19 protein-coding genes are annotated in these 20,130 nt (G+C 42.6%); 11 read left to right on the top strand and 8 right to left on the bottom strand.

The genetic code is table 11. The features are described from left to right. The first annotated feature begins 44 nt into the window (after positions 1-44). Together PP2015_RS16425 and PP2015_RS16420 are read left to right on the top strand one after the other, a co-directional pair. Positions 45-1,994, top strand: coding sequence for an alpha/beta hydrolase family protein (locus PP2015_RS16425; protein ID WP_058031327.1), 1,950 nt, complete (start codon positions 45-47; stop codon positions 1,992-1,994). Positions 1,995-2,139: 145 nt separating this feature from the next. Further along, positions 2,140-4,089, top strand: a complete 1,950-nt coding sequence (locus PP2015_RS16420; protein ID WP_058031326.1) for an alpha/beta hydrolase family protein — start codon at positions 2,140-2,142, stop codon at positions 4,087-4,089. Between the two features lie 70 nt (positions 4,090-4,159). On the opposite strand, the gene speE is transcribed toward PP2015_RS16420, so the two are convergent. Next, complete coding sequence (speE, locus tag PP2015_RS16415) at positions 4,160-5,020, bottom strand: polyamine aminopropyltransferase (RefSeq protein WP_058031325.1); 861 nt, start codon at positions 5,018-5,020, stop codon at positions 4,160-4,162. Between the two features lie 311 nt (positions 5,021-5,331). On the opposite strand from speE, the gene speA reads away from it, so the two are divergent. The 5 genes from speA to PP2015_RS16390 all read left to right on the top strand — a co-directional run bounded on the left by speA (position 5,332) and on the right by PP2015_RS16390 (position 11,275). Continuing rightward, positions 5,332-7,212: a biosynthetic arginine decarboxylase gene (gene speA, locus PP2015_RS16410; protein ID WP_058031324.1), complete on the top strand. Its 1,881-nt coding sequence runs from the start codon at positions 5,332-5,334 to the stop codon at positions 7,210-7,212. Positions 7,213-7,324: 112 nt separating this feature from the next. After that, the gene (locus PP2015_RS16405) at positions 7,325-8,191 is read left to right on the top strand and encodes an acyltransferase (RefSeq protein WP_058031323.1); all 867 of its coding nucleotides are present in this window, start codon (positions 7,325-7,327) and stop codon (positions 8,189-8,191) included. A gap of 30 nt (positions 8,192-8,221) precedes the next feature. Next, positions 8,222-9,121 (top strand): acyltransferase, encoded by a 900-nt coding sequence (locus tag PP2015_RS16400; protein WP_058031322.1) that lies wholly within the window; start codon positions 8,222-8,224, stop codon positions 9,119-9,121. Continuing rightward, positions 9,118-10,293, top strand: a complete 1,176-nt coding sequence (locus PP2015_RS16395) for a mechanosensitive ion channel family protein (protein ID WP_058031321.1) — start codon at positions 9,118-9,120, stop codon at positions 10,291-10,293. The genes PP2015_RS16400 and PP2015_RS16395 overlap by 4 nt, the downstream gene beginning before the upstream one ends. Positions 10,294-10,492: 199 nt before the next feature. Beyond that, positions 10,493-11,275, top strand: a complete 783-nt coding sequence (locus PP2015_RS16390; protein ID WP_227009219.1) for a substrate-binding periplasmic protein — start codon at positions 10,493-10,495, stop codon at positions 11,273-11,275. A gap of 22 nt (positions 11,276-11,297) precedes the next feature. Here PP2015_RS16390 and PP2015_RS16385 read toward each other — a convergent pair whose 3' ends face one another. From PP2015_RS16385 to PP2015_RS16365, 6 genes are all read right to left on the bottom strand, one after another. Then, positions 11,298-11,663, bottom strand: a complete 366-nt coding sequence (locus PP2015_RS16385) for a nuclear transport factor 2 family protein (RefSeq protein ID WP_058031320.1) — start codon at positions 11,661-11,663, stop codon at positions 11,298-11,300. Between the two features lie 30 nt (positions 11,664-11,693). Beyond that, positions 11,694-11,852: a hypothetical protein gene (locus PP2015_RS21915; RefSeq protein WP_157599096.1), complete on the bottom strand. Its 159-nt coding sequence runs from the start codon at positions 11,850-11,852 to the stop codon at positions 11,694-11,696. 49 nt (positions 11,853-11,901) lie between these two features. Beyond that, positions 11,902-12,219 (bottom strand): helix-turn-helix domain-containing protein, encoded by a 318-nt coding sequence (locus tag PP2015_RS16380; protein WP_058031319.1) that lies wholly within the window; start codon positions 12,217-12,219, stop codon positions 11,902-11,904. A gap of 9 nt (positions 12,220-12,228) precedes the next feature. Then, positions 12,229-12,642 carry a hypothetical protein gene (locus PP2015_RS16375; protein WP_058031318.1) on the bottom strand — a complete coding sequence of 138 codons (414 nt, stop codon included), beginning with the start codon at positions 12,640-12,642 and terminating at the stop codon, positions 12,229-12,231. Between the two features lie 226 nt (positions 12,643-12,868). Continuing rightward, a complete protein-coding gene (locus PP2015_RS16370; protein WP_058031317.1) occupies positions 12,869-13,213 on the bottom strand; it encodes a rhodanese-like domain-containing protein in 345 nt (114 codons plus the stop codon). Positions 13,214-13,217: 4 nt separating this feature from the next. After that, positions 13,218-13,406 (bottom strand): YgaP family membrane protein, encoded by a 189-nt coding sequence (locus PP2015_RS16365; protein WP_058031316.1) that lies wholly within the window; start codon positions 13,404-13,406, stop codon positions 13,218-13,220. A gap of 289 nt (positions 13,407-13,695) precedes the next feature. On the opposite strand from PP2015_RS16365, the gene PP2015_RS16360 reads away from it, so the two are divergent. From PP2015_RS16360 to PP2015_RS16350, 3 genes are read left to right on the top strand one after another with little or no spacing between them, the layout of a single operon-like run. Further along, positions 13,696-13,998 (top strand): ArsR/SmtB family transcription factor, encoded by a 303-nt coding sequence (locus PP2015_RS16360; protein ID WP_058031315.1) that lies wholly within the window; start codon positions 13,696-13,698, stop codon positions 13,996-13,998. Next, complete coding sequence (locus PP2015_RS16355) at positions 13,998-17,288, top strand: efflux RND transporter permease subunit (protein WP_058031314.1); 3,291 nt, start codon at positions 13,998-14,000, stop codon at positions 17,286-17,288. Before PP2015_RS16360 ends, PP2015_RS16355 begins: the two co-directional genes overlap by 1 nt. Next, positions 17,272-18,330 (top strand): efflux RND transporter periplasmic adaptor subunit, encoded by a 1,059-nt coding sequence (locus tag PP2015_RS16350; RefSeq protein ID WP_058031313.1) that lies wholly within the window; start codon positions 17,272-17,274, stop codon positions 18,328-18,330. Before PP2015_RS16355 ends, PP2015_RS16350 begins: the two co-directional genes overlap by 17 nt. Before the next feature lie 68 nt (positions 18,331-18,398). On the opposite strand, the gene PP2015_RS16345 is transcribed toward PP2015_RS16350, so the two are convergent. Beyond that, positions 18,399-19,076 (bottom strand): nitroreductase family protein, encoded by a 678-nt coding sequence (locus tag PP2015_RS16345; RefSeq protein ID WP_058031312.1) that lies wholly within the window; start codon positions 19,074-19,076, stop codon positions 18,399-18,401. Positions 19,077-19,240: 164 nt separating this feature from the next. On the opposite strand from PP2015_RS16345, the gene PP2015_RS16340 reads away from it, so the two are divergent. Next, entirely contained in the window at positions 19,241-20,122 is an 882-nt protein-coding gene (locus tag PP2015_RS16340; RefSeq protein ID WP_058031311.1) for an ABC transporter ATP-binding protein, read from the top strand. Positions 20,123-20,130 lie beyond the last annotated feature (8 nt).

Here is a 20,130-nt window from a genome sequence, read left to right as displayed (position 1 = left end):
AACTTTAATGGTAAACTGATATTTTTAAAAGGAATGAATATCAAATGAAAAAAATAATTTATGGGGCATTGGTATTATTATTGTTATTTGGGCAGACAATCGCCGCAAAGCAAATACCAATAGAGGCGTTTAGTGCTGGCTCAAAGTACTCCCAAGTTAGGCTCTCACCTACTGGAGAGTACTTAAGCTTTACCTCTGATGTAGAAGGCCGAGATAGCCTTGTTGTTTTAGAGTTGGCAACGAATAAAATCGTTAACGTGGTCAGGTTTAGTGGCAACTCTGAAGTCGGCTACTATGAATGGGTTAATGATGAGCGTTTAGCGCTCCAGAAGTTATATCTAAAAGGTTGGACTGATCATCCATTATATTATGGCGAGATTTTTGGCATTGATGCTGATGGCTCGGGTGGTAAATACTTGGTTGGTTATCAAGGCGAGATGCAAACAGGCTCTCGTTTGAAAAAAGCGACACCTTTATACGGTACTTCATACATTTTAGACCCATTAGTTAATGATGAAAAACATATGTTGGTGTATACGATTCCGTGGAGTGCCAGCAAGGAGCCAACAACTGTCGTATACCGAGTTAACGTGAAAACGGGTGTGCGAAAAAGAATTACCCGCTCTCCTTCAAGAATGGCCGCCTTCCTAACTGACAATCAAGGACATGTGAGAGTGTCGTTGTCGACAGATGATTATATAAACCAAACCATCCACATTAGAGATAACGATAAAGATGACTGGAGAGAGTTTAAACTCAATGCAAATCTTACTGATATTAGTCTGCATGCATTTGATGGTAGTGGTAAAAAGATCTACATCACAGCGTCTGAATCGGGAGAAGCAGAGGGCGTTTTTGAATTAAACCTAGGATCTGGCAAGGTAAAAAAATTACTTCAAGACGAAGAAGTTTCACCTAAAAAGTTATGGGTTGATAATGTTAATCATGAGCTTTTTGCTGTAGAGCTAGAGCCAGGTTACCCAACTTATGCCTTTGTTGATAATACTGCAAAAATGACTCAACGTTTAAAAGACTTAATACAGTCTTTGCCAGGCGAGCAAATTCATCTGGTCAGTACAACGGTTGATGCGACTAAGTCTATTGTTCTTGCTCGTAGTGATATTAATCCGGGTACTTACTATTTGTATCATGCTGATAAAAATCAGTTACAATTTTTATTTAATACAAAGGAAGGTATTGACCATCGTTTGATGGCAGAAACCAAGCCTGTTTCATTTAAAGCGAGAGACGGCCTTGAAATTCATGGTTATCTTACTTTGCCTTTCAATAAAGAAGCTAAAAATCTACCACTAGTAGTAATGCCTCATGGTGGTCCACATGGTCCGAGAGATTGGTGGGGCTTTGACTCAGATGCACAGTTGCTTGCCAATCGTGGCATCGCCGTTTTAAAAGTGAACTTCAGAGGTTCAGGTGGATATGGTCGTGCATTTGAACATGCAGGTCACCAAAAGTGGGGGTCAGCAATTCAGCATGACATCATAGATGCGACTAAGTATGTGATTGAACAAGGCTACGCAGATCCTAAAAATATGTGCATCATGGGCGCCAGTTTTGGTGGCTACTCAGCACTACAAAGTTCGATTATTGAGCCAGATATGTTTAAGTGCGCGATTGGTGTTGTAGGTGTTTATGACCTGCCATTGATGTTTGAAGAAGGTGACGTGGCAGCACGTAGTACTGGTCAAAGGTACTTAACACAAGTATTGGGTACAGATGAAGCAAAGCTTAAAGCTTATTCGCCTTCTTATAATATTGATAAGCTCAAAGCGCCAGTGCTTATTGTCCATGGTGGTGATGATGAACGAGCGCCAATCGAGCAGGCAGAATCTTTGGTTGATGCCTTGAAAAAAGCAAAGCATCCTTATGAATATATGCTGTTAGAAAATGAAGGACATGGTTTTTATAAGCCGGAGCATAGAGCCGATTACTACAAGCGAGTTTTAGCGTTTCTTGATGAGCACTTAGTGCTTTAATTTCGAATTAGTAAAACACATAAAAAGGCCCGAGTTAATCGGGCTTTTTTCTATGCTTATAAAATTAAGAATGATATTTTTGTTTACAAATTCAATACAAGAACTTTAGTGTTAAGCCGAAATTTTTAATCAGAATGGACATAAAATGAAAATAATAACATATGGGATTTTAGTATTGTCGTTGCTATTTGGACAAACAATAGCTGCGAAGCAAATACCAATTGAAGCGTTTAGTTCTGGTGAAAAATACTCACGAGTCAAAATTTCACCGACTGGAAAGTATCTCAGCTTTACCTCTGAAGTAGAAGGCCGTAAGAGACTATTTGTACTAAACCTAGAAGAAAATAAAATCGAGAATGTTGTCAGGTTCTCAGGTAATTCAGAAGTAGGTTCTTATCAGTGGGTTAATAGTGAGCGTTTGGTAATGCAAAAGCTTTATGTTAAAGGCTGGACAGATCATCCTGTTTATCATGGCGAACTTTTTGGTGTTGATGCTGATGGCTCTAGTGATAAATACTTGGTCGGTTATCAAGGAGCAATGGAAACTGGCTCTCTTTTAAAAAGAGCGTCAGCAGTATATGGCACTTCTTACATATTAGACCCGTTGATAAATGATGATAAACATATGTTGGTTTACACTATTCCATGGAATGCAAGTAAAGAGCCAACAACTATCGTATACCGAGTGAACGTAAAAACGGGTGTGCGAAAAAGAATTACCCGCTCTCCTTCAAGAATGGCAGCTTTTTTAACTGACAATCAAGGACATGTGAGAGTATCGTTGTCGACAGATGATTACATAAATCAAACCATCCACATTAGAGATAACGATAAAGATGATTGGAGAGAGTTTAAACTCAATGCAAATCTCACAGATATTAATCTGCATGCATTTGATGGTAGTGGCAAAAATATCTACATCACAGCGTCTGAATCGGGTGAGGCAGAGGGCGTTTTTGAATTAAATCTAGAGTCTGGCAAGGTGAAAAAACTACTTCAAGATCAAGTGGTCTCACCTAAAAAGTTATGGGTTGATAATGTCAATCATGAGCTTTTTGCCATAGAACTAGAGCCTGGTTACCCCACTTATGCCTTTGTTGATAACACAGCAAAAATGACTCAACGTTTAAAAGATTTAATACAGTCTTTGCCTGGTGAACAGATTCAGCTAGTTAGTTCAACATTAGATGCGAATAAGTCGATAGTGTATGCTCACAGTGATATTAATCCGGGCACATATTATTTGTTCCATGCCGATAAGAATAAGTTACAGTTTCTGTTTAACACAAAGGAAGGTATTGACTACCGTTTGATGGCAGAAACCAAGCCTGTTTCATTTAAAGCGAGAGATGGCCTTGAAGTTCATGGTTACCTTACTTTACCTTTCAACAAAGAAGCTAAAAACCTACCACTAGTGGTAATGCCTCATGGCGGTCCACATGGCCCGAGAGATTGGTGGGGATTTGACTCAGATGCACAATTGCTTGCCAGCCGCGGTATTGCTGTTTTAAAAGTGAATTTTAGAGGCTCAGGTGGATATGGTCGTGCATTTGAACATGCAGGTCACCAAAAGTGGGGCTCTGCAATTCAGCATGACATCATAGATGCGACTAAGTATGTCATTGAACAAGGATACGCAGATCCTAAAAATATGTGCATCATGGGCGCCAGCTTTGGTGGTTACTCAGCACTGCAAAGCTCAATTATTGAACCAGATATGTTTAAATGCGCAATTGGTGTTGTAGGTGTTTATGACCTACAGCTTATGTTTGAAGAGGGTGATGTTGCAGAGCGCAGTTCTGGTCAAAGATACCTAACTCAAGTGTTGGGTACAGATGAAGCAAAGCTTAAAGCTTACTCGCCTTCTTATAATATTGATAAGCTCAAAGCGCCAGTGCTTATTGTGCATGGTGGTGATGATGAACGCGCGCCGATAGAACAGGCTGAATCTCTCATTGATGCCTTGGAAAAAGCGAAGCACCCATATGAATACATGTTGTTAAAAAATGAAGGGCATGGATTCTATAAACCAGAACATAGAGCAAAATATTACAAGCGAGTGCTAGCCTTTCTTGATGAGCACTTAGTGCTTTAATCTCAAACCAAAAACATAAACAAAAAAGCCCGATGCAAATCGGGCTTTTTTATTGCTGCAATGCAGACTATTACTTATCAAACGCGCGCTTCATAAAGTTAGGTGTAGCTAATGCGCCATGATGAATACCGACATTGTAATATTCAGTATCGAAATTCGCAGTTTCTACATCCTGCTCACGGAAACCATCGAACTGTTCACCTTTACGTGCCATCGTTGCCGACCATAAACCGCTTGGGTAGATTGGTTGCGGGAAGGGCAGTGTTTGTAAATCAGCAAAACCGACGTCTTTCATTGCATCGCGCATTTCTAGAAGCAATGGCATGTGCATTAATGGTGATTCACTTTGCTGGATCATGATTCCGCCTGGGCGCAGCGCATTTAGACAGCTTGTATAGAAAGCGTGGTTAAATAAACCTTCACCTGGACCTACTGGGTCTGTGCCATCAACAATGATCACATCAATTGATTCTGGTGCTGCTTCGCGCATGTACTTGATGCCATCATCAAACATCACAGTTGCACGAGGGTCGTTGTTTGACTCACATAATTCAGGGAAATACTTCAGTGACATTTGCGTCACTACTTCGTCTATGTCGATTTGCGTTACTGTTTCAACATCAGGGTGTTTAAGTACTTCACGTAATGTACCGCAGTCACCACCACCAATGATCACGACATTTTTAGGTGCAGGGTGTGAGAATAGCGCAGGGTGGCTCATCATCTCGTGATAAAAGAAGTTTTCACGAGTACTTACCATAGTACAACCATCAATGATCATCAGGTTGCCAAAATCAGTTGTTTCAAACATCTCAACTTTTTGGAAAGGAGACTGAATTTCATCAAGCTTTTTATTGATGCGTAAAGAAAACGCACTGCCATCACGATCACTGATCTCGGTAAACCAACGGTTTGCTTCTAAATTCGACATAAGAATTAAATCACACTGTAAATTGTTAACGGCGCATTTTGCCAGCGCCTGAGTTTATGCTCAATCTTTATTTAATGATGTTGGGGCAATTTTTTATACTTCAATCTTCCCCAGTGTTTTCCATTTTTAATTTGTGCCGTCTTACTCTGAACTGCAACTAAAAACACTTATTTCAATACGTGGTAGCGTTAAAAGTAGAGTGTTAATTTATAGCTTAGCTGCAACTGAGCAAAATGAGTAAAAATACAGTCGCAAATGCGCAAACTGCATATTAAAATGCATGCTTTGTTAGTTTGTTTTAAGAGGCCGAGATGACTTGGGGTTTAGATACCGCGCGAGCAACATATAATGTAGCCCATTGGAGCGATGGCTATTTTGATATTAATGAACAGGGTGAGTTGGTTGCATTTCCTGATAAATGTCAAAACAAGGCGCCGATCTCTTTCACACAATTAACTGAAGAATTCAAAGCACAGGGTTTGACTTTACCTGTGCTAGTTCGTTTCACCGACATACTGCAAGACAGAGTCGATACCATGACTAATGCGTTTGCAAAAGCGTGCGAACATAAAGGGTATCAGGGCGACTACACGTGTGTTTATCCAATTAAAGTAAACCAGCAGCGCTCAGTCGTTAGCAAGTTACTTGCTCACCCAAGTGGCAAAGTTGGTCTAGAGGCAGGTTCTAAACCTGAGCTGATGGCCATTTTGGGCTTGGCAAAACAACCGATTAAAATTGTCTGTAACGGCTACAAAGATAGTGAGTTTTTACGTTTGGCATGTATTGGTCAAGCGTTGGGTCATCACGTTAATATCGTGGTCGAAAAACTGTCTGAATTAATAACGTTACTGAAAGAAATCGATGACTTAGGCATTGAACCCGCCATTGGCATTCGCATTCGCCTCAACTCGGTTGGTAAAGGTAAGTGGCAAAATACCGGTGGTGAAAAAGGTAAGTTCGGTCTTACTGCAGGTCAAGTGCTTGAAGCGGTTGAGATGCTAAAAGCCGCGGGCAAGCTGCACTTAATGCAGTTGGTGCATTTTCATATCGGCTCGCAAATCGCCAATATCCGTGACATCCAACGTGCGCTAATAGAATGTGCGCGTCACTTTGCTGAGCTTTCTAAAATAGGCGTCCCACTTTGCACCGTTGATGTAGGCGGTGGTTTAGGTGTTGACTATGAAGGCTCGGGTTCACGCAGTGCTTGCTCTATGAACTATACGGTTGAAGAGTATGCGAAAAATGTGGTGTCGGCGTTTGCGGATGTGTGCGAGCAACATGGTTTAACTCAACCTGCAATTATCACAGAATCAGGCCGTGCACTGACAGCGCATCACGCGGTGTTGATCACTGATGTGATTGATGTTGAAACAGCCCCTAATCAGGTCGAAGTGAATCAACCTGAACCCGATGCGCACGCTATTCTACAAGAGCTATATGGCGTATATCAGCAAGTGTCGCCGCGTATGGCACTTGAAAGCTATCACGATGCGATGCATTTATTCAGCGAAGCGCATGGCCAATATGTGCACGGCTTAGTGAGTATGTTGCAATGGGCACAAATCGAGCAGCTCTACTTTACTATTTTGCATAAAGTGCGCAGCGCGCTAGATAGTAAATCGCGTGCACATCGTGAAGTGTTAGACGACTTAAATGAAAAGCTTGCCGATAAGTTATTTGTTAACTTCTCTTTATTCCAATCACTGCCTGATGTGTGGGGGATTCAGCAGTTGTTCCCTGTGATGCCAATAGAAAACTTGCATACTCCATTGACTCAACGTGCGATCATTCAAGATATTACCTGTGACTCTGACGGTCAGATCAGAGAATATGTTGAAGGGACAGGTATAGAAGCGAGTTTGCCAATTCCGCAATATAATACGGGTGACCAATATCATATTGCGATGTTTATGGTCGGCGCATATCAAGAAATCTTAGGTGACTTACATAATTTATTTGGTGACACCGACTCAGTACATGTTGAAATGACAGAAGACGGATATCAGCTAACAAACGCCATCAAAGGTGATAGTGTGACAGATGTACTAAAATTCGTGCATTATGAGCCAAGTTCTCTTGCAAAAAACTTCCAGCAATTAGTGTCTGGATTAGCTATTTCTGAATCGCAGAAACAGCAGTATTTGGCTGAATTGCAAGCGGGTCTAGAGGGCTATACCTACTTCGAAGACTAGTTCGAGTTTTAGCCTCGGCTTTAGTGTTTGCGCAAAAAACGGTATTATTCATAAGATATATGGTGATATAAGGTGTATCGCCATACTTATGTTGTGGTAAAGGAAGTCATTCATGTCGTTTTTGCGCAGTATTTTTAGTCTTATTTTTTATTGTTTGAACACATTATTCTGGTTTGTTCCTATCTTCCTCTTCGGGTTGATCAAACTTATTCCTTTCAAGCCATTACAAACTTTATTTGGTGTATTAGCTAAAGGTTGTGCCAGTAATTGGGTAGCGACTAACAGCGTAATTCAAAATATTTTTGCCCCCTACAAGATTGAATTAACTGGACTAGACACGTTAAAGCGTAAAGATTGGTACTTAGTTATTGCGAATCACCAGAGTTGGGTAGATATTTTGGTGCTACAGCGTGTGCTGCATAATCAAATTCCCTTTTTAAACTTCTTTCTAAAGAAAGAACTTCTGTACGTGCCTTTCTTAGGCTTAGCTTGGTGGGCGCTTGATTTTCCATTCATGACGCGTAGCAGCAAAAGCCAGCTAAAGAAAAACCCTAAGCTTAAAGGTAAAGACATCGAGACCACGCGTAAAGCCTGTGAAAAATTTAAAACCATGCCAGTAAGCGTAGTTAACTTTGTTGAGGGCACACGCTTTACACCTGAAAAACACTCACGTCAGAAAAGTCCATTTAAGAACTTACTCAAACCAAAAGCGGGTGGTATCGCGTTTGTAATGCAGGCAATGGGTGAACAAATAAATCAGATCGTGAATGTCACTATTCATTACCCAGATGGCATTCCAACCTTCATGGACTTTGCTTCAGGCAAAGTAAAACGTGTACAAGTTCATGTAGAAACGCAAGGCGTCGATGACAAACTCATTGGCGATTATAGTGCTGATAATCAGTTTAGAGTGCAGTTTCAAGCAGAACTTAATACACTTTGGGAACAAAAAGATGCTCAACTTGAAAAACTGAAATAGGCTCTGGAGGTGCGCGTGCTAATAAATGTCATGCAATTAATTAGAGGGGCAGTCGCGACAGCTGTTTTAGTTCTTAATACCGCATTGTGGGGCACGCTGATCTTTTTGCTGGGTTTGGTGAAGGTACTGGTGCCCTTAGCATTGGTATCTCATGTTCTCCATCGCTTTTATAAATGTTGGTGTCGTGGCAATTACTTTGCGCTCAAACTTAGTGGCGTGCAGTTTTCGACAGACATCGCGCCGCAGGTCAATGGGAAGGGGTGGTATTTACTCGTTGCAAATCATATTAGCTGGTTAGATATTATTGTTCTCACAGCAATCGATGCTTTACCTGCGCCAAAATTCTTCTTAAAAGATGAATTAAAATATGTACCGCTCATTGGTTCTGGTGCTTGGGCCTTAGGTATGCCATTTATGAAGCGAGCAAGCAAAGCGCAAATTGCGAAAAATCCAAAGTTAAAAGGCATGGACGTGGCGCGTACACAAAAAAGCTGTAAAAATTTTAAGCATCATCCCACAACGGTGATTAACTTTGCCGAAGGGACGCGTTTTACGACTAAAAAGCATCGTAGACAGAGCTCACCGTTTAAGAATCTCTTGAAGCCAAAAGCGGGTGGTACGGCCTTCGCACTTCAAGTATTAGCTGAGCAATTAGATGGCTTAATCAGCACCACCCTTGTATACCATTCTGACAGCCAGAAAATTTTTCAAAGTTTTATGTTAGGCAAATTATCAGCCATTGATGTTAAGCTAGATTTTGTGCCATTAGCGCAAGTGCCGCAGGGGGATTATCAACAAGATAAAGCTTATCGCGTCACTTTTCAGCAGTATTTAAACGCACAATGGCAGAAAAAAGACACGCAGATAGATATATTATCAGCTCAGCAAACCAGTAGTAGCGCGACAGAGAAGGAAGCTTCGCAACTATGACAGACATACATTTGACGCAACTAATTGAACCTTGGTTTGAGAACTCAGTGGCATCTCAGTGGTTAACTCACACTGTGGCAAATCTAATTGGTTTATGTGCACTTTGCTTGTTGTATTTGGTGACTCGTCGATTGGTTTTACCTAGCCTCCAGAATTTGATTACCCGCTTTTCTCCGAGTCGTATTGGACTGTTAAGTACTCAGCTTAACAAGTTATCAGGGCGTCTTTCAGCGCTAATTTGTTGTGTGTTGTTTTTAGGCTTTTTTGAGCGGGTATTTGTTGCACCAGAGTGGCTATTTGCCATTGGCAAAGTGGTGGGGCAAATTCTCTTAGTGATTATTTCGGGTTTGCTGTTTAGTGCCTTTATTAATCTAGGACATGGCATTTATCAGCAATTGAAATTTGCCAAAGAAGTACCAATCCAAGGGCTAGTACAAGTTGCCAAATTAATCACCTTTATTGTTTGTGGTATTTTATCTATTAGCTTGTTAATCGATAAATCGCCAACTTATATTTTATCGGGTTTTGGTGCCATTGCGGCGGTTACACTGTTGGTGTTTAAAGACACCATTTTAGGCCTAGTAGCGAGCATTCAAATCGCTGCCAATCGTTTAGTGAGCATTGGTGACTGGATCCAAGTTGATGCCTTTGGCGCAGACGGTGAAGTGCTCGATTTAGGATTAAATACTGTCCGAGTGCGGAACTGGGATAACACGATAACAACTATCCCGACCTACCAGCTTATTTCTGATTCATTTAAAAACTGGCGCGCTATGCAGCAATCATCTGGCAGACGTATTAAGCGCCCAATCTATATTGATATGCACAGTTTACAAACTTGGTCAGGAGAACAGGTTGCCAGTAAAGCCACAGAGTTGGACTTTGAAATAGATGCATCACAACCTCTGAGTAATGTGTCTGTATTTCGTAAATATGCTGAGCATTATTTAAGATCTCACCCTAAAATCAGTAAAGAATGCGTGCTGATGGTTCGCTCTTTAGCGCCCAGTGAAAAAGGTCTGGGGTTAGAGGTGTATTGCTTTAGTAGTAATACGCAATGGGTGCCTTACGAGCAGTTACAGGCTGAAGTCATCGAGTATCTGGTGGCTAAATTATCTGATTTTGAGTTACGCCCATTCCAAGCTGTTACTGGTCAACTGAAACTTGACTAGTGTCAAAACAAGCCAATACTTAAGATAACCATGCTTCATATCGAACAGTAAATAAATTGTCATAAAGTGCATAATTTAAACTGAGCATATGTTACAGTGCGCCTGTTGCGCTACGTGAAGTTGTGTAGTTTTTTGTGGCATTTGATATGGAGTTAGAAATCACGCAAAGCAATAGGGAGGTGAGTAGAGGTAATTTGATTTGACGAAATATACAGCTATCACATTTTTTATCTTGTTGTTTGCCCGAACGGTTTGGGCTGAGCAAACCGTACATGTGGCTGTTGATCACGCGCCCCCATTCAGTGAAATTGACCATCATGGTGAAAGCCAAGGGTTGATCATAGATATACTTTCTGAGTTACTAAAAGAAACTCACCCAAATTACAAAATTAAACCTGTACCATGCCCATTTTCTCGTTGTGTACGCATGCTTGCCCAAGGTCAGGTTGACGTCATGGGTGGTCTGATTAAAACCAATCGCCGTGAACAAACCATGGCATTTGTGCAGCCGCCATACATGGTGTTGTCTTCTTCTTTCGTCTTTTATGCAAACAAAAACAGTGATATTGAAGTTAATAATTTTGATGAACTAACTGGTAAGCGCATTGCGGTTATGCGCGGGGCTGCATACTACAAAGCATTCGATGAAGATAAAACACTTAATCGAGTACCTGTTAACTCTGAGCATGTGGCGTTTGACTTGCTGTTAAAAGGTCGTGTTGATTTGGTGTTGTCAGTTGAAGAAACCGCCGAGGTGGCCATGAGAACACTCAATCAGCCATTTGAGCAATTAAAGAAAGTGAACTATCGTCATACCAATAACATCTATGGTCATATGGCATTTAGTCAACGATTTGCTAAAACTAAGCTAGCGATAAAGTTGCAAAGAACGATGATAAAACTGGCTAAATCAGGACAACTTAATAAATTGGTTGCCCCATATCAGCTACCCGCTATACCACCTGCTCTTATCTCAGAGTGATTAACAAGATAAAAGGTAACTATCAGCGGCCCATAAACGTCACGCGTTTAATAAGACCGTCAATCACCTCATAAGCGGCAATAACTGTCACGCTATTATCGATTACATTTACATCCTCAGTGGCAGATTCAGCCAGCTCGTGATCCACCAAAATATTGCCCTCGACCATGCGTTTTAGGGAACTGGCATTGAGATATTTCAAAGAGGCGAACTTCTGACCATATCGTTCAATCAGCTTATCTTTACCTTGATATTGTAAGCCACCAGGGAAGGCATGAATTTCAACATCATCATGATATGTCGCAGCAAAAGCGTCGATATCACGGTTGTTATAGGCGTCGAGTTGTTTATCAACGATGGCAATGGTAGTCAGTTCTAACTCTGTCATACTTTCCTCGGTATTTTTTGAAGTTATTGTTTATTCGCGGCTCTGTTTATGGCCAAGTATTGCGCACATTAGCGCGATAGATAACATAATGATGTCAGCATAAAAAGGTGGCGTCCGGATGCTTATCAAAGTCCCAACCGTCGTCAATAATAAGCTGCTTGTGTAATAGCTCATGATGATTCTGTCCATGATCTACTCCTTTATCCTTTATATGGTGATGGTTACTGTACCGGTCTGTTTATGCAATGAATACATACATCATGCCTGCACCTGCAAGTCCACCTAATAGCGCAGTACCGAACGTCATTAAATATTGCTTCATGTTAGTAGTCGTTTGGCTGCTATTGTTAGCCTCAGCTTCATCTAGGTTAATTAGGGATGACTGCTTTACTTCAAAAACGGCACACAAGCTCATCATGGTTTCTCGGCTGGCAACCCCTTCTTTTTCAACACGTTGAATAGTGCGAAGACTGAGGCCACACGCATCTGCCAATGATTGCTGTGTCCAATTTTTGTTATCTCTTAACTGTTTTACGGTTTTTGGGTTTAGTTGCATGGCAGTCTCCTAAAGCGTGCTGCCGTATAAACCACCAAGGAAGTATCCTAGAGTGGCAAATAGAACACCAAAAATAACTCCGTATATAAAGAATTTAAATAGTGCTTTCCAAGAAAATGGGTCGAGAATTTTTCGACCAATAATCTTTTTATTTTTAATGACAACACACTCTGTTCTACAGGTTATTAGGTTCATTACATCGAATGTGACTTGCCATGGTTTATCTTCAAATTCGAATTCATGCACCGTTTTAAAACCAATATTTCTTTTTTCAGAAACGAGTTCATCATTGATGTACACATATTCCTTTCCAGTGAACATATTTGCTTTACAGGCGATTTGGTTATCCCCATCTTGAAAATACAATTCAAAAGACTGCTTCTTAGGTAGTACTTTTTCTTCGTTGTTGATGCTATGAGTCATAGTGCGTATTCCCTTAGTTGTTTTGATTAAGTTGGGATAAGCATATTCGGTACGTCAGTATAAAGCGCCGACAGTAATATGTCAGTGCCTTTTTTGTCATAAGACAGTGCGTGTCACATGTTCTAACTTATTAATTTATAAGCTAATAAAAATAATATTAAAGAGTGATATGACAGTGTGGTGGCAGAGTGAAAAAGCGCTTTGCACAGGGGCAAAGCGCAAAAGGTTAGAAAATATTGCAAATATCGTCAGCTTTACAGGTGATCACCGTCACATTTTGATAGCCAATACGAGTCAGTTGCTCTGCGGCAAATACCGCACGGCCGCCTGTAGCGCAATGCACATAAATGGGTTTTGCGGCATCTTTCACGATTTCAGGTAATTTAAATTCTAGTAAACCGCGTGGCACATTGACTGCACCGGTTGCTGCTTTTTGCGCGTGCTCTTGAGGTTCTCGTACATCAATAAGTACACCTTCATTGCCTTGAATTTCTTGCTTTGCTTGTTCTGCGCTAATGCAGCGCTGATTAGGACGAACTGTTTTTAATACATCTTGAACAGGAGTCAACATTGAACTATTCCTTAATACCGAGTCGTTTTAAAAAAGTGATCATCGGACACCAAAGCGTGAAAGATGACTGAATTAAATTTATAGCAATAAATACCGTAAACCACACAAAGTTTTCGTGTACAAAATAGGTTAACAGTAAAGAAATTAACACCATAGTGCCGGCAATTAAGCGCAGTATTGGATGCATTGTCATAGATCACCTCAAAAATTCAGAAGACGTCAAATACCAACCCTCAATAATACTTAATCATTTTTAGGGATTAAAACTGACGCTAGCTACGTTGAAAATTTCTTATTTAGAACAACTAAATAGCAAAATATTCGCCTTGCTATCGACAAGTTTTTCTTGCCTAAAAATAGCTCACTTAATTAAGAGGATTGGTATAATTAGTTTATTAGTAAATTCTAAATTAGCAAGATCTAATATTAGACTTTTCTAATGTATGATTTATACTTGTTGAAAATCGACATTGGGGACATGTATGCAAATTGAAGATATGGCGCATAACGCAGAGCAAGCAGAGCAGTTATTAAAAATGATGGCGAATAAAAATCGCCTGATGATCTTATGCAGCTTGTTGCAAGGTGAAATGAGTGTGACGCAGTTAAATGAGTCAATACCGTTAGCGCAGTCTGCACTTTCCCAGCATCTTGCAGCTTTAAGAAAGGCTGAATGTGTTGCCACCCGTCGAGATGCGCAAACAATTTACTACCGCCTTACCGATCCAAAGGTTGAGGCGATTTTGCAGCAGCTTTATCAACTCTTTTGCCAACCGGGTGAATAATGATGGGATTAGACAAAGCTATTTCGGCCAGTTTGCAAGGTCGTATTCCCATAGTGATCTTGTTCTTATCGCTGGTAATGGGGGCTATGGCCTTACAGTTTACGCCGCGTGAAGAAGAGCCTCAAATTGTGGTGCCAATGCTCGACATTCATGTGCAGGCGCCAAACATAGGTGCGCCTGAAGTGGTGCGTTTGGTCACTGAGCCACTCGAAAAGTTATTGCGACAAATCCCCGGTGTTGAGCACGTTTACTCTACGACACAAACCGGTCAAGCGGTTGTGACGCTACGCTTTCATGTTGGTGAAGACAGAGAAAACGCCATTCTCAATACCTACAGCAAGCTTTATGCACATCAAGAGCAAATGGCGCCGGTGATCAGCAATTGGCAGATCAAACCCATAGAAGTCGATGATGTGCCCATTTTAATGTTGGGCTTGTACTCACAAGACCCCCGTTTATATGGCGACTATGAACTCACGCGCTTTGCTCAAGAGCTATCCAATCACCTGCAACAAATCCCAAATACCAGTGCCATTGAAGTGCTCGCAGGACGCACCCGTCAAGTTCAAGTGAATTTAGATATCAGTGCGCTGTCAGCACACCAAACCACGCCTTTAGATGTATTACGCGCGCTGCAAGTGTCGAATCAATTGCAGCAAGTCGGTCATCTGGTGACGGGCAAGCAACAGATCCAACTTCAAGCGGGCGATGTGCTTCGCGATGTAATACAAGTGGCGAGCCTGCCGGTGAATGTCGTAAACGGTCAGCAAGTATTATTAAAAGATGTCGCAACGGTCATCGATGGTCCAAGCGAGCCAAATCAATATCAGTGGTTGGTCATTGATGATACTCAGCAAGATTTGCCCCTTGTCACTATTAGCGTTGCCAAGCAAAAAGGCAGTAATGCCGTGGCGGTAGCCGAGCAAACACTGGCAAAAATGGCACAGCTTAAAACTGAGTTATTGCCTCATGAAGTGGATTTCAAAGTACTGCGCAATTACGGCGAAACGGCCAATGAAAAAGTAAATAACCTGACTGCGAGTTTGGCCTTTGCGGTCTTTACAGTGGTAGTCTTTGTTGGGATCTTTCTAGGCTGGCGTCCAGCGATTGTGGTTGGCCTCGCTGTGCCTATTTGTTATGGCATTACACTGGCGCTAGATTTTGCCTTTGGTTATACCATTAACCGCGTCACCTTATTCGCGCTTATCTTGTCTTTAGGTTTATTAGTTGATGATCCAATCACGGGCGTCGATAACATCAGCCGTTTCTTAAAGTATGGCAAGCAATCGGACTCGTCAAGCAAGCGCATTCTTGGTGCGATGAGTGAGATTAAAGTGGCGTTGTTAATGTCGACGTTAACCATTGCGGTGGCATTTGTGCCGATGGCATTTATCACTGGCATGATGGGCCCTTACATGGCGCCGATGGCGTTTAATGTGCCAGTGAGTGTGGTGGTTTCAACCGTTGTGGCTTTCTTTGTCACACCTTGGCTTGCCAAAAAGCTGCTTAAAGGCCATGAAATCGAAGAGCCAGAAATTGGTGAAGGCAAGAGTCTTTATCGCAAGTTAGTGATGCCGCTATTAGACTCGAGTAAGAAAGCGAAATGGTTGCTGTGGTCGGTATTGGTGCTGTTTATGCTGAGCGCCAGTTTACCGGTATTTAGGGCGGTGCCACTTAAGTTGCTGCCGTTTGATAATAAGAATGAAGTGCAAATATTGGTTGAGCTACCAGAGGGGAGTTCGCTGGAGCAAACCAGCTTAGTGGCACGACAAGTACAACAAGCCGCGTGGCAGCTTAACGAAATCACCGCGGTTGCCGCTTATGTCGGCCAACCTTCGAGTATGGACTTCAATGGTATGGTGCGCGGTTATTACCGCCGTCATGCTCCGCATCTTGCTGATTTGCGCGTATTACTGAACGATAAAACCGAGCGCGACCACCAATCTCATGGGGTGGTATTGCGTTTACGTCAGGCGCTGGCTGGGTTCAATCAAAATGGCATCAAGGTGAAAGTGGTCGAAGTGCCACCTGGTCCGCCAGTGCTAAACACCTTAGTGGCCGAAGTCACCGCCGACCCATTTGTAGATACGCAAGTGCATCATGAGGCGGCAAATGTGCTGGCTAAACGTTTAGCAAAAGAGCCTCATGTGGTTGAAGTCGACACCTCTATTGCTGAGCTCGCCCCTTTAGCGCGTTTTGTGACAAACAAAGAAAAAGCGGCGTTATCTGGCATTAGCACCCAAGATATCAGCCAAACCCTACAGATAGCGAGCCAAGGTATGCCAGCGGGAGTGCTATATACCCCGCATGAAGCCATGCCAGTACCGGTGCAACTGCAAGTACCGTATGAAGTACGCAATCAATGGCAGTCTTTGGCAGCCGTGCAGTTAACGGGTCAACAGGCATTAAGTAAAGTCGCCAATGATTATGGCCTAGATAGTGCTGCTCGACCTTTGGTTGCACTATCTGAACTTGGTCAGTGGCAACAACATCATGTTGAGCAACCTATTATGCGCAAAGACCTACAAACCGTGGTGTATGTCATGGCGGAGTTAAATGGTCGCACGCCTGCTGAAGTCATCGCTGATGTGGTTGCAGATGAAAATCGTACTGAAGAAGACTACCAACCTTGGCAAACGCGCACTTTCTTAAACTCAGGCGGCACACAAGGGTGGCAAATGCCTGAAGGCACGAGTTATAGCTTTGGTGGCGAAGGCGAGTGGCGCATTACCGTTGATGTATTTAGAGATATGGGCATTGCCTTTGCTTTTGCCCTCACGGCGATATTTATCATATTGCGTATACAAACGGGCTCGAACCGCTTAGCGCTGATTATTATGTCAGCCATTCCGTTAACCATGATTGGCATTATGCCGGGCTTTTGGGCATTGAATCAGTTTGGCGAACGCGTAATTGCGGGCGCACCTGAGCCTATTTTATTCACCGCCACGGCCATGATAGGCATGATAGCGCTCGCAGGCATTGTAATTCGTAATTCACTTATTTTGGTTGAGTTTATCAATCAGGCTCGAGCAGATGGTATGGCATTAAAAGCAGCCTTGGTGCGCGCAGGTGAAGTGCGTATGAGACCTGTGTTACTCACCGCTGGCACGACTTTATTGGGTAATGCGGTGATCATCCTCGACCCCGTATTTAGTGGGCTGGCTTTGGCCATTATGTTTGGCATTATCGCTTCAACAATTTTCTCGTTGTTAGTGGTGCCAGTGGTGTATTTCTTAGTTTTCAAATCAACCGAGCAACAGGGGCAGCAAGATGCAACAAGTAACTAAAATTGCAGGGATCAGTGCGGCGATGGGCGTGTTAGCAATTGCGATTGCGGCCATGGCTGGGGTGTTTAACGAAAAAATGCCCGCGGGCACAAAAAATCTCGCCGAAGAATATAACGGCCAAACTCATACTGTGAGTTTACAAGCAGTCAAAAGCGCCGAGGTTGTCAGCGGCAGTGTCGATGCCAAGTTTAATACGCGCGTGTCGAGCCGTGTGCTGGCGCAGTTAAAAACCTTACATGTACGTGCGGGCGATACTGTATCGGCGGGGCAGTTAATCGCAACCCTTGAAGATGCTGACTTAAAAGCACAAGTACAGCAAGTTAAAGCTAAGCAAAGCGCCAATGACGCTCAGCTTGCACAAGCTAAAAAGCAATTAGAGCGCGTGGTTGTGTTAAAAACTCAAGGGCTTGTGGCACAAAATCAGGTCGATGAATGGCAAACCAAAGTGAATGAGCTAGAAGCGCAATCAGCCGCTTTGGTTCAGCAGCTTGAAGGCACGCAAGTTACCTTGGGATACACCAAAATTCATGCGCCAATCGATGGCAAAGTGGTAGAGCGCTTACAAGAGCCTGGCACTATGCTGAGCCCAGGTATGGCGATTGTGTCTTTGTATAACCCGACTAAGTTACAAGTTCATACGCCGGTGCGCGAGCAACAAGCTGCTTTTTTACGAGTCGGCGATAAATTAAAAGTGTTTGTGCCTGCCGTTGGCTTAACCGAGTATGCGCAAATTAGCGAAATTGTACCGGTTGCCGATAAACAAGCGCGCCGTTTTGCCATCAAGCTCGATATCGGTTTTGCCAAAGAAGTCAAACCGGGTATGTATGCGCAAGTTTTTCTACCGGGCGAAGAACAAGTCACCATTGTGATCCCTCGTAAACTCGTGAAACGCTACGGACAATTGACCATGGTTGAAGTGGTTGAGCAGGGGCAATTGCAAAAGCGCTATGTGCGCTTAGGTGAAGCAGTTAATAACAATGAAGTACAAGTACTGGCTGGGCTAGAAGCGGGTGAAAAAATCGCAATAAAGCCTGCGATTTAATTGACGGAGCGGTTGCATAACAAAAAGGCCACATATCTTAATGTGGCCTTTTTCTTAGCGCGCGTTTTTTATAAAAACGTCGCAATCTCTTCGATTGGTTTCTTCACTAAAGCGTGCTCTGGCACGGTCGCATCTTCACTCGGGTAACCCGCAATCAACAACATATAAGGGCGTTCATTATCGCGGTCACGGCCACAAATATCGGTTAAGAAGCTCATCGGTTTTGGTGTGTGTGTCAGTGTTGCTAAGCCCGCATTATGTAATGCTTGAATTAAGAACCCAGTCGCTAAACCCACAGACTCATGCACATAGTAGTTGGTGTTCTTATCTTCAGTGTGAATACCACCTTTCTTCTGACTGAATACGGCAATTAACCAAGGTGCGTGCTCAAGGTACGGTTTTTGTGCGTCTGTGCCTAATGGCTTTAGGGCATCTAGCCATTCTTCACCTGCACGACCTTCATAAAAAGAGCGCTCTAGATCTTCCGCTGCTTGGCGAATTTGCTTTTTTACATCGGCTGAGTGGATCGCAACAAAATGCCAAGGCTGGTGATTGGCACCACTTGGCGCTGTGCCAGCGGTTTTTATACAGGCTTCGATGATTTCTTTGGGCACAGGACGGTCACTAAAACTGCGAATTGAGTGGCGACGCTTACAGTTGTCTAAAAAGCTTTCAGCGCGGCTCAGCATCTCGTCTTGTGGGTATTCAATAAAGTCGCTTAGCGGTCGGTTTGCATGGTCTTGCATGTCTCATCCCTAGGGTAATTTTTATATTTATTGATATATAGTTTAGGTTATTTAGTGTTCCAGTGTTTACAAACTATTGCAATTGTTAGCAGGGTATTAATTGTACCTGTAATGTAAAGCTGTTATAACAGCGTTGCTTATTTGTTCAATAAAAGGGAATGTAAATGCTTAAAATAACTGAGCTTTCAAAAACATATGACAATGGCGTTCACGCGTTACGCGGGGTGAATTTAGACATTCCAAAAGGTATGTTTGGATTACTGGGGCCAAATGGCGCAGGTAAGTCTTCACTAATGCGTACAATAGCAACATTACAATCTGCTGACTCGGGCAGTGTTGAGTTTGATGGGATAAACGTTCTCGAACAGCCAAAAGCGCTGCGTGAGCGCTTAGGGTACTTACCGCAAGACTTCGGTGTATACCCACGTGTCAGTGCCTATGACTTACTTGATCATATGGCAGTGTTAAAAGGCTTAAATAATAAAGCAGAACGTAAAGAAGCGGTTGAAGGCTTATTGGCCCAAACAAATTTATATGATCACCGTAAAAATGCGGTAAGTGGCTTCTCTGGTGGTATGCGCCAGCGATTTGGCATTGCCCAAGCACTACTTGGCGACCCTGACTTACTGATTGTCGATGAACCAACTGCGGGTCTTGACCCTGAAGAGCGAAATCGATTTCACAACTTATTAGTGGGCTTAGGTGAGAGTAAGGTCATTATCTTATCGACGCACATAGTAGAAGATGTGTCTGAGCTTTGCCCAAATATGGCGGTATTAGCAAGTGGCCAAATCTTACTTGAAGGTAATCCGATTGATTTAACCGAGCAGCTACAAGGTAAGATTTGGCGTAAGTCGGTAAGTCTTGCTGAAGCAAAAGAATTAGAAGCAGTCTTACCGGTTATTTCTAAACGCTTATTTGCGGGTAATACTTTGCTTAATGTATTTGCTGATGAAGCACCAGAAGGTTTTAATGCCGTACCAGCTGATTTAGAAGATGTGTATTTCTCGACATTGCATCAACACCGCAATAGCCAAGCTGCATAAGGAGTAAG

Source organism: Pseudoalteromonas phenolica, assembly GCF_001444405.1.
GTDB classification, from domain to species: Bacteria; Pseudomonadota; Gammaproteobacteria; order Enterobacterales; family Alteromonadaceae; genus Pseudoalteromonas; species Pseudoalteromonas phenolica.
Note: the sequence above shows the minus strand (reverse complement) of the source record. Positions and strands in the feature narration are given on the sequence as shown.